9 protein-coding genes and 1 tRNA gene are annotated in these 10,935 nt (G+C 56.9%); 4 read left to right on the top strand and 6 right to left on the bottom strand.

The window, feature by feature from the left end:
* Positions 1 to 230 precede the first annotated feature (230 nt).
* Complete coding sequence (locus tag FJ320_12185; protein ID MBM3926710.1) at positions 231 to 941, bottom strand: PD-(D/E)XK nuclease family protein; 711 nt, start codon at positions 939 to 941, stop codon at positions 231 to 233.
* A gap of 702 nt (positions 942 to 1,643) precedes the next feature.
* Between FJ320_12185 and FJ320_12180 the strand changes: the two genes are divergently transcribed.
* Entirely contained in the window at positions 1,644 to 3,914 is a 2,271-nt protein-coding gene (locus FJ320_12180; GenBank protein ID MBM3926709.1) for a hypothetical protein, read from the top strand.
* A gap of 181 nt (positions 3,915 to 4,095) precedes the next feature.
* Complete coding sequence (locus FJ320_12175) at positions 4,096 to 5,193, top strand: bifunctional phosphoglucose/phosphomannose isomerase (GenBank protein MBM3926708.1); 1,098 nt, start codon at positions 4,096 to 4,098, stop codon at positions 5,191 to 5,193.
* A gap of 509 nt (positions 5,194 to 5,702) precedes the next feature.
* Here FJ320_12175 and FJ320_12170 read toward each other — a convergent pair.
* Positions 5,703 to 6,911, bottom strand: coding sequence for a hypothetical protein (locus tag FJ320_12170; protein ID MBM3926707.1), 1,209 nt, complete (start codon positions 6,909 to 6,911; stop codon positions 5,703 to 5,705).
* Positions 6,912 to 7,182: 271 nt separating this feature from the next.
* On the opposite strand from FJ320_12170, the gene FJ320_12165 reads away from it, so the two are divergent.
* Positions 7,183 to 7,935, top strand: coding sequence for a hypothetical protein (locus tag FJ320_12165; protein MBM3926706.1), 753 nt, complete (start codon positions 7,183 to 7,185; stop codon positions 7,933 to 7,935).
* An 18-nt stretch (positions 7,936 to 7,953) separates the two neighbouring features.
* Here the strand turns inward: FJ320_12165 and FJ320_12160 are convergent.
* From FJ320_12160 to FJ320_12145, 4 genes are all read right to left on the bottom strand, one after another.
* Positions 7,954 to 8,029: transfer RNA gene (locus FJ320_12160), tRNA-Ala, on the bottom strand.
* A gap of 88 nt (positions 8,030 to 8,117) precedes the next feature.
* Positions 8,118 to 8,678 (bottom strand): pyridoxamine 5'-phosphate oxidase family protein, encoded by a 561-nt coding sequence (locus tag FJ320_12155; GenBank protein MBM3926705.1) that lies wholly within the window; start codon positions 8,676 to 8,678, stop codon positions 8,118 to 8,120.
* A gap of 90 nt (positions 8,679 to 8,768) precedes the next feature.
* Positions 8,769 to 9,134 (bottom strand): helix-turn-helix domain-containing protein, encoded by a 366-nt coding sequence (locus FJ320_12150; protein ID MBM3926704.1) that lies wholly within the window; start codon positions 9,132 to 9,134, stop codon positions 8,769 to 8,771.
* Positions 9,135 to 9,257: 123 nt separating this feature from the next.
* Positions 9,258 to 10,052, bottom strand: a complete 795-nt coding sequence (locus tag FJ320_12145) for an SDR family oxidoreductase (GenBank protein MBM3926703.1) — start codon at positions 10,050 to 10,052, stop codon at positions 9,258 to 9,260.
* Positions 10,053 to 10,271: 219 nt separating this feature from the next.
* Here FJ320_12145 and FJ320_12140 point away from each other — a divergent pair.
* A partial coding sequence (locus FJ320_12140) for a hypothetical protein (protein MBM3926702.1) occupies positions 10,272 to 10,935 on the top strand: 664 nt, incomplete at its 3' end.

Below are 10,935 nucleotides of genomic sequence, written 5' to 3'. Positions count from 1 at the left end.
GGGGGGGGGCGAAGTCTCAAGGTGAGGCGTGCTGGTTCTTCCAGACTAAATTGGAGAGAACAGTGTGAGGTGGCTCTAATTTGTGTCTTGTAGTGCTAGGGTATCACCCCTCATCCTACACCTTCTCCCACAAGGGGAGAAGGAATTTTCTCGCAGGCCATCAACTCTCTCATGAACGCCATATCGTAGTCCTTACTAGGCGTTCACATGGGAAGCAAAAATGAACGCCGTTAAGAACTGATGGCGCGGAACATATCGGAGAGGATGGGGCAGTCTTTGCAGTCTTTGGTGGAGGGCGGGGGTGAGGGCAGTTTGTGGAGGGTGGAGGCTTTATGGAGCAGGGTGGGGATTAGCTTGTCGGGTTCCAGGGGGACTTCAACGATTCGGGCGGCCAGGGACATGATGAAGCCTTGACCGTTGACGGACTGGGGGAGGGAGGCGGTGGCCGGGTCGGTGACAGGCTCCATGTAGACGAGGACGATTTTGGAGACTGGGGAGAGGCCCAGCCGATTGCCGAGGTAGGCGTAGCCGTTTAGCTGGGCGTGGTAGATGGGGAGGAGAGTTTCCTGGCCCGGGGTGTATCGAGCGGTCTTGTAGTCGGCGATGGTGTGGCCGCCGCCACGCATGTGAAAGATGGCGTCGGGAGTGCCGCGGAGGGTGACGCCTGTGGAGGGGTCGGTGAGGGAGAATTTGGAGTAGTGGGGCGGGTCGACGCACTGGTCGATTTCTCCAAGGGGGGCGAGCCAGGCGGGAAGACATCGCTCTCGATGGAAATAGCGGTTAACGACGTGTTTATTATAGGAGTCGATGCTGCTGAAGATGCCCGGGAAGGTCTGGTAGGGGAAGCGTTTAAGGTGGAGTTTGAGCCAGAGGCATCGCTGGCAGGCGCCGTCGAGGGCGAAACTGCCGAGGTCTTTGGCGGATATGACGAGACCGTTCAGATGCGGCCTCCGCGATTTTGGGGGAGTTTAGCAGGGCGTGTCTCTGGGCTGCTTTGGTGTTGGGGCACAAGATGTGGGGTGTTTTTGGTGGGTTCTATGAAAAGTAGGCCTTGATTTTAAGCGGAAGACCCTCATCACCCTTAGTCCCTCTTCTCCCGACTACGGGAGAAGAGGGAAAGAAAAAGATTTACCACAACCCCCTCTAACTCCCCCTTCGCCTTCCAGGCCGAAGGGGGAGCACCTGAGGAGATACCCAAATCCCGTCGGTAAAAAAGCGTGTGGTTTTCCATAAGCCAAGCCCTCAATGTGCATCACGCGTCTGCTAGACGTGGAAGAGAAATGAAGATCACCTCATTATCCCCTAGCCCCTTTTCCAATTCACATCGGGCCGATCCGCCACGGCGGACGAGCCTCCCCGATTGAATAGATGCTAAGGATGGGGAGATTTCGTCCTTCGTCCTCAACTTCGACAAGGTAGGAGAAGAAGGTGTACCTGAGGAGACCCATCCCAATGCCTCGTCTGCTCAAATAACGCGTGGTATGCGTAAGCCAAGCCATTCTTTTTGGAGTGGGGAAACTCCCTGGGCATATGGAGAGTTCCCTAACCAAGATTAGGTGCTGGCTCTATTGGAATGAAACCTGACTGAGTCCTTAATGTAATGGTTATTTATTTTTATCTTCTGGAAAGCTTCCGGGGGTCATTTGGCCACGAGACAGAAGAAGGCCGAAGCGCCGGTCCAAAACGGGGACGTTGTGAGGCCTTTGCTGATTATAAGGACGCTGCAGGAGGCGTGCTGGCTCATGGCAGTGGGGCTGGTGGGTGTGGTCTTGGCGCCAGAGCAGTGGATGCTGGGGCACAGCGAAGTGCCAAAGGTGGCGTTGGTGCGGTCGGCGGCGGCGGCGCTGATGGCGTTGTGGGCGCTGGAGTGGGCGTTTTCAGGCGGCGCAGGGCGGTCCGGGAAGAGCGCGCCGGGGGTCAGGCAGGAGCCGCTAAAATTTACACGAGTGAATTGGGTGTGGGCTTGCGCGTTTTTGTTCCTGGGAGCCACATTTCTCTCCACGGTATTTTCGCCGATTTGGAGGGTCAGCCTGTGGGGGCATGACCCAGGGTTCGACGGGTATAGCTTTTACAACATCGCGTCGTACGTGGCTATCTTCGCTGTCATCGCAACGCATGTAAAAAGCCAGGCGCAGGCGCAGCGCATCTTGTGGGCCGTGGTCCTGAGCGGGACGGCGGCGGGCGGGTACGCAATCGCGCAGCACTTTGGAAACGCTCCGTTCCTGGAGAGGGATGCGGCCAGGTCGACGGCATCGATGGGGAACCCGATATTCGCGGGGTCGTTCCTGCTGATGACGATTCTGGCGACGATGGCGGCTAGCCTGTGGATGAGCGACGGGAAGCGGATGTGGTGGCCGGGGCTTATCACAATGGCGCTATTGACGGCGCAGATGGCGGGGCTGGCGTTTACTTTGAGCCGAGGGCCGTGGGTTGGGACAGCGGTAGGCGTGGCGGCGTTTCTGGGGGCGACGCTGGTATTTTGCGGGGGCCGGAGATTTTGCGCCTTGCTTCTAGTAGTTATGGCTTCAGCGGGGATGGCGTTCGCGATTACCTTATTGCCGACGGGCGGCGCGGGAAATAATTCGGGCCCGCAGAATGCGACGGCGGACAGGGCAGCGAGCATCTATGGAGAGGTGACGAGCGGGTCGTTTACCGGCAGGATGAACTGGTGGCGGCAGACGGCCAATCTTATTTTGAACAGAGAGTGGTACGACGAAGAGCGATTCCCGGAGCTGCCGGAGCGTCCAAGCCCGGCGTCAATGTACCTGCTGGGGACAGGGCCGGAATCGTTGGACTATGTGCTGCCGCTGGCCGAGACATCGCACACAACGAGCGGCAGGGCGGGCCATGCGCACAATTTTATACTGCAGGACTTGGCGGAACTGGGGATATTAGGCCTCATGAGCCGTCTAGCGTTCTTGATGTCGCTTAGCCTGGCGTGTTTGGTCTGGCTGCTGAGAAGTCGAGGGGCAGTTTATCCTGTCTGGCTGCAATCGGCCCTGATTCTTACTTGCTCAATCGTGATGGGCCGGACGGTGGAGCAACTGGTGGGTGTCCCGCGGGTGGCGGATACGTCTATGTTCTGGGCGCTATCCGGTCTGGGCGTGGCGGCAATAGCGATGGCCGGCATGACAGGCGTAGTCAAATCGCAAACGAGTCCATTGAAGCCTCAGCGGTCGGTCCAAGTTACGCACTGGAAGCTGGGGGTAGGCGTGGCGGCGACTGTAGGGTGTCTGGTCTTTGTGTGGCAGACCAACATCAACCATTTGCAAGCAGCGATGGGGGCAGCATCGTCAGAGAGGAGCCTTGAGTCGGGGGACCTGCCGGCCAGCGCGATACAAATCGACAAGTCGGTGAGGCTGACTCCAGACGTGGGGCCCTACCAGATCAGGAGGGCGCTGGCGCTCAAAAGGCTGAGCGACGAAACAAAAAATCGACAGGAGAAGTTGAGACTGCTGACGGAGGGGTATAAGGGGCTAGAGGCCGCAGTGGCGTACAATCCGATGGACCACAGGGTGTGGGCAAGGTTGGGAGAGTTCGCGTCTTATATAGCGCAGATGGACGCGAGGTGGCATGAGAAGTCGGTCCGAAATTACGAAGTCCTGGCACAACTGCTGCCGAAGTACTGGCAGTCGCACACGGTGCTGGCTTCTGCACAGTTACAGGCGAGGCAGCCGAAGGCAGCGTTGGCCACGCTGCAAACCTCGACCTCATTGGCGAGTGACGCATCGTCGAAGGCGCAGACATTGTATCTGCTGGGGTGGGCTTTAAGGGACCTGGGACAGATGGACGAGTCGGCGGAGGCGCTGGAGGCGTCGATATCGATGGAGTCTAGCACGCACGCGAAGTCGATGCTGGAAGAGGTTAACGATAGGCAGGGGAGGCTGGTGTCGAGAGTTCAGGCGGCGGAGTAAGAGGATCGGAAAGAGACTTGGCGGCACCTGGTTTGTCACGCCTAAAGGAGCCCGGAATTCATAAAAGAGGGCGTGCCAAACAGCTACGATTGGATAACCCGTGTGTTATCATACAAGCCGTTTTGCAGCCAGCTACTATTCGGGACGGGACCCCATACTAAGCAACGCTAAGACACACAAATTGGGAATCAATAATTCCGATAGTCTGGATACGCCGGAAGCGTATCTTTCCAAAGACCCGTCCGGAATGAGGGAGCGGCTACGTAAATTCCCAGCCCAGTGCCGCGAAGCCTGGAACAGGGTTCAGGCATTCGAGATTCCGGCCAAGTATGCGAAGGTAAACAGGGTGGTTGTCGCAGGGATGGGGGGGTCGTCCATTGGCGGGGAGCTTGCGGCGGACCTGGTGTCGTCAGAAATCGAATTGCCGATGATGGTGTGCCGGGATTACAGCATTCCACATTTCGCCGACGAGAACACTTTAGTTCTTGTTTGCAGCAACTCGGGCGAGACGAGGGAGGCCCTTTCCGCCTTCAGGCAAGCGGTCAGCAAGAAGTGCAAAGTAGTGTCTATCACCACGGGAGGAACGTTAAGGGAAGAGTCAAAGAGATGCGGCGTTCCATTATTCGAAATCAACTACAAGGGCGAACCTCGCAGCGCCTTTGGATACAGTTTCCTTGTCCCCCTGGGGCTGCTTATGAAGCTTGGCCTTATCAGTGATAAGTCATCGGAGTTGATGTCCGCGCTGGCTGAACTGGATGGATTTGCTCCTAATCTGGCGGTGGAGAACCCAACGTCCGCCAATGCGGCCAAGAGGCTGGCTCGGGAGGTCAGAGACCGCCTTATAGTGGTGTATGGAGCGGGGATTTTCAGCGGGGTGGCCAGGCGGTGGAAGACGCAGTTAAACGAGAACGCTAAGTCGTGGGCTTTCTTTGAAATCTTACCCGAGGCGCAGCACAATTCGATACAGGGGTATTCCCTTCCGTCCCACGTAGGACGAGAGGCTTTTATTGTCCTGTTGAAGCCTGGATGCTTGGGTGAGGAGTTGGAGCATCGTTATATGATTGCGGAGGAGTTTTTACGGGAGCGCGGCATAGGCTACAGGGTAGTTGAGGGACATGGCGGGACGCCGCCGAGCCAGATACTTTCAACGGTGCTTCTGGGGGACTACGCAAGCTATTACCTGGCGATCTTGCAGGGTGTTGATCCTTCGCCGGTGCCGGCGATTGATATGGCTAAGGAGAGGCTGACGCTGCTGAGGAAACGCGCGTCGCGTTTGTAGGTTTGGGGCAGGTCTATTCCTCTTACTATGGAGATTGCCTGGAGACGTCTCACAGCAACTAGTACACGTCTCATATCTCGTTCCATTGATAACCTCTGGATGATTTCTAACCCCCACATTCAAGACGTGTGGCGCACAATACATGTCTGGTCTTAATCGGGATACCATCCCCTGGCCCCTTCCCCGACTGCACCGGGACTGAGTACAGCCTGCTGGAAGGGGAAGAGAAGAATAGGATCACCTCATCACCCCCCTTCGACAAGCTCAGGGCAGGCTCTATCCCCCTCTTATTCCTTCGGGGGTACTCAGGACAGGCTCTTTGCAATAGGAGAAGAGGGAGAACCAGACGAGACTCCAAGTCCCTTCCGCCCAAAAGGCTCATGGTTTTTCATAAGGCAAGGCCTTAGTGTGAGTCACTATAAGAAAGTAGCCAGACAGAAGTCAGAAGGGCCCAGACTATCCTGTCCAACTTGTAATGCCCAGAGCAAACAAAGCAGATGTTACGGGGGTCACTCCACTTCCAGCAGTTGGACGGCTTTGACTCTGACGGCGTCATTGTAGGAGCCAGGCGATCCCGACGCCGTAAAGAGGCCGCGCTGGTCAATGCTGCCTGCGCTCGAGTCCGCCATGTCCCATTGGAATTGGACGTTTGGGAGGCTGACGCCGTTGGCATCGAAGGCGACGGCGAGGAACTGAAAGCGTCCATTGCGCCCGACTTCAGCGAACCCAGGCCTGACTTCGACACGATCAAGGGGGCCTCTTACCACTAACGCAGCCCTGGCCTCCTTGATGGTGGTCCCGTTGGGTGAAGGGACTTCTATCTCAGCCACAATGGCGTCCGCATACATACCCGGGGCGCTGCCGGCGGTCAGCCGGCCATTGGCGCTTATCTGGCCAAGCTCCGGCGAGGCGAGACGCCATTGAACTTTCAAATTGTGCAGAGGGAGGCCCGCATCGTCGGTCCCAACGATAACGAAGGTCTCCGATTGGCCGGGGGACAGCTCCACACGGGCCGGGAATATGGCGGGCTGCAGGGCGGGGCCGAGGCCGGAGTCGGTTGTGGGAGGCTGGGTGACGATGACGGTGGCGGAAGCCCTGGTGGAATAGCCGCCTTCATAGTCGGGCGCGTTGATGTGCGCCCTAACCAAGTTATCGTATATACCCGGGGCGTCGGCGGCGACGAATCTGCCGCCTGCAGATAGAGTGCCCGCCCGACTGCTTTCCAGCCGCCAGGTAACATGAAGTGGAGTAATAACTCGGCCCCTGGAGTCTAAGGCAGTGGCAACGAACTCCACAGGCTGGCCTGGGATGACAGTCACTACCTGGGGCGATATGGAGGCGAAGGGTTGGGTTTCTCGCTGGAGGGGGTCTATGATTTGAACATCTAAGATGACCTGGATGTAGGTGTTGAGTATGGACGCTTTGATGGAGTCCGGGAAACTGCCACTTCGATTGCCCGCGGAGAAGCGGCCCAGGCTTGTCAGGGAGCCAGCCCTGGAATCTAAAAGCTCCCAGGCAATGGAAGTTCCCGGCACCAGAAGGCCATTGGCGTCCACCGCATAAGCGGCCAATTGGATGTTCTCGCGCTGCTCCACGACTAGCGCCGTAGGGAAGACTCTCAAGGAGGCGGGCGTCCTATTCTGCCCCGTCTGAAAAATAGCCACTGTGGCCTTACCCTCCATAACCGCGCCGGTGGCCCTGTCTACGTCCTGTACCACGACGGAATCTCGATAGGTACCGGCTGACAGGCCTGCCGTAAATACTCCTGTGCGGGTGATGGAACCAGCGGCGGGGTCCGCAAGGCTGAATTGGAAGGAGACGCTGCTAAGCTGGCGGCCCTGCTATTATTACTCCCACTCTGCGGAGAGCCGAAAAGCATAATTGGTTATATAGTTTCAGGCGGGATGAGCACCGCACCATATAACATCCAGAATACCCTAAACAGATGGATGTTGGGTCGGGGTTGCCGCCTTGTGACCTAGTAACCTTATGACGAACAACTATAGGCTTGCCAATGGGTTTGTAGACATTCACACCCATATTCTACCCGCGGTGGACGATGGACCACAGACTCTGGACGCTTCCGTGTGTATCCTAAGGGTTGCGGCTGCGTCCGGCACATCAGTCATGGCAGCTACGACACACGGCGGCGTGAAGGCGCTCTGGCCTGATGTGGGGCACCTATTGAAACTGTGCCAAAACTTGAACGAGTTTGTTGAGCGCGCGGGTCTATCTATAAAAATAGTTCCTGGCATGGAAAATGTTCTGGATTTGAACCCGCCAGAACAGTTTGATAGGGGCAACGCTTTAACTATAAATAACTCTGGCTATATCTTAGTGGAGCTGCCGCATAGTGCCCTGCCCATTTATTGGGAAGATGTATTATTCAAACTTCAACTCAAAGGGTTACGGCCTATCATTGCTCATGCAGAGCGGCGACAACAACTACAGGAGAAGCCTGAACTTTTGACTGGGCCCGTGAGCCGGGGAGTGTTAGCGCAGGTCACCGCAGGAAGTCCAGTGGGCAGCTTTGGAAGCAAGGCCAAGAAGGCTGCGCAAGTCCTGATAAAGAGGGGGCTTGTCCATGTAGTCGCGTCAGACACCCATAGGCCTGAAGGACCACGGGGACCGGATTTAAGAAAGGGGTTTGACGAACTAAAAAGCCTGGTTGGAGAACAATCGGCGGCAAAAATGATGATAGAAATGCCTGCCGCAATTCTTGAAAATTCCAGGGTTTCTTAAGTACGGAAGTTAATTAGCTGGTGGAGCTGACGGGATTCGAACCCGTGACCCCATGCTTGCAAAGCATGTGCTCTCCCAACTGAGCTACAGCCCCAACGTTATAAATTATAGGCTATTCGCTTGATATATGCTGTTTAAGAAGGCAGTTATATAAAGCGGCGTGTATAAAGGACAAGGGACACTTAGGCGGGTCGGCGGCTGCTCGCGGCTTGCCAGTCCTTGATGTTGTCGATGTTCCAGAGCTCGGCGAACTTGAGGGCGCGGGGACAGTGGGTGTAGGACTCATCCACGTCGACCAGGATGCCCTGAAGCTGGATGGAGTTGTCGTCGGGGTTGCTGATGGAGAGTTGGATGTTCAGCTTTTCCAACTCCTGGGCTGAGAGGATGGAGACTCGACCGTTGACGCGGACGGTATCGTTGCAGCCAGGGATGAGGAAGACGAGGCCGACGTGGGGGTTATCGTTCATGTTTAGGTAGGACTGGAAGAGCTTGTTGCCGGCGACGTCGGGGATGATGAGACGTCTGTCATCGAGGACACGGACGAAGCCGGGCTTACCGCCCTTGGGGGAGGCGTCGCAGTTGCCTGAGGGGTCGCTGGTGGCCATGACGAGGAAGGGCGAACGGGCTATAAAGTCCATGACGACCTGGGACATGGCGTCCTTGACCTTGGCGACGGTGCGCTCTTTGGGTGCGCCGAAGACTCTGGAGAAGCGGTTTTCGGTGATGGTTGAAGTGTTGTTCACGGCTACCCCCTATTGCCGCTATAAGCGGCTGCTAAATTACCCCTATTCTATTTAAGGCTAGAAAGGCTTGCAACTAAGGAGCAGTCACGGTTACTTAAAGGGCCACCACCAGTGTTTTTTGTGGCCGTTGCCTGAGGTGAGCATTCGGCTGTAGTTTTCCTGGGAGCCCTGGAGGAGGATGTGCAGCTCTTTGATCTGCCGGTCCTTTTCCTGAAGCTGGTCCTGAAGGATATGAATTAAGGACAGGTAACCTTTGTCAAAGTCGGCGTCGTCATCATCGTGGGCGTCATCCTGGAGATTTTGGGTCTGAAGACCTCTGACGATCTCGGCGTCGATTTCGTAGTGGGGAGGGTCGCCGACGAGGGCGGCGGGGAGGGTGCCGCTTTTGATGCGACGCCGGACAGTCTTTTCCGACACGCCGAGGGTAGTCGCAGCTTGGGAGATGGTGACGCCCATGTCTAGCTCCTTTAGATGAGGGTGGGTAGAAAGCAGTTGTACTAAGGGTAGACAGGGGGCATGCAAGGCAACAAGCATTTTAAAGGCTAGTTTCGACGAGTTTCGGCTTTGTTATGTAAATATTTACCAGGGGCGGCGCTCATGGACGGGGACGGGCTGCTCCAGGCCGTCGACGGGGACGTGGCGGCCATTGATCCAGTGGGCGCGGTGGGAGGCGAGGTACACGATAACGTCGGCGACCTCTTCAGGGTTGCCGAGGCGGCCCATGGGGAAACCGTCGCGAACATACCTATCGAAGGCGGCGGGGTTTTCGCGCTTGAAGCGGTCCCAGCCTTGAGTGCGCTGGATGGAGCCGGGCGAGACGACGTTGACTCGTATATTGTACTGGTTCAATTCCAGGGCGATACGCTCGGTGAGAAAGATTAGGGCGGCTTTGGCGGAGCCGTACTGGGGTGTACCGGCCAGTTGGGGCGACCAGCCGGAGATGGAGGCGACGTTGATAATGGCGCCGGAACCTTTACGCTGCATGTGGGGGACGGCGAGGCGGGTAAGCCGGACAGCCTGGAAAAGGTTTAAATCGTAGGTCTTCTGCCACTCCTCATCGGTGGTGGTGAGGACGGACCTGCCGCCGAAGCCGCCGCCGGCGTTGTTTACGAGGACGTCGATGCCGCCTAGCTGGGAGGCGCTGTCGTCGATGAACTTGGCAGCGCCAGCGGGGGTGGAGATATCGGCCTGGACAGCGGCTATCTTGACGCCTCGCCTGGATAATTCCTGCTGGGCGGCCTGGAGGTCGGCAGGGGTACGGCCGCAGATGGCGACGCTGGCGCCCTCGTCGGCGAAGGCGCGGGCGGTGGCGAGGCCGATACCCTTGCTGCCGCCGGATATGAGGACGACTTTACCTTGAAGTTTGAGATCCATTGAGCGTCTCCTAGAAAGAGAGAATTGAGTGGCATGAGTCTATTGGAAGATGGGAGGTTGCGCCACTCTGCATGATGTACGACCTGGCTGGATAGATATAGAGTTCGGTTACGAAGCTTGACACACTAAAGGCATCGAGTAAACTTACGTCAGCAAGCCTCTGAGATTCGACGTATTGTGGTCTTGCAATTCCAATATGGCGACACAGGAGAATACGAGATGAAAGTGAACATACCCTACGGCGTAATCGACTCGGACGGCCATATAAACGAGCCTGAGCAGGACCTGATTAAGTACATGGAAGGCCCGTATGGGGAGATAAAAAAGCGGATCCATCGATACTATCCAGATAAGAAGGGGACTATCGGCGGCGGAATAACGGCTATCCACACGTGGTTTGACGTGACGCTGGGCGGCAAGCTGGGGGCCAATGGGCCGGAGGGGTTTCCCACGCAGAAGGACTGGCTGAAGACCGCTAAGGAAGGGAACATGGAGACCATGGTCTTGTTCCCAACCACGCTGCTAGCGTATTCGGTCATAACGGACGACGATTATTTGGTGGCGCTTACTCGCGCGTACAACAACTACGTGCACGACAACTGGCTCAAGAACAACGCGGCGTTCAAGTCGGTGGCGCTGCTGCCGTTCCCTAATGTGGACGAGTCGATTAAGGAGATGCGTAGGGCGGTGACGGAGCTGGGGTTTAGCGGGGTGTTTGTGGCGGCGGTGGGCTTCGGGCTGCTGGGGGACAAGAAGTACCACAAGTTCTACGCCGAGGCCGAAAAGCTCAACTGCACCATCGCCGTCCACGGGGGCCACGCCACCGCCGAATCCAACCGCTACACCAAGTTCATCCAGCGGCACACCATCGGTTTCCCCGTAT

The sequence above is a fragment of the SAR202 cluster bacterium genome (assembly GCA_016872285.1).
Taxonomy (GTDB): Bacteria; Chloroflexota; Dehalococcoidia; order Lucifugimonadales.
Note: the sequence above shows the minus strand (reverse complement) of the source record. Positions and strands in the feature narration are given on the sequence as shown.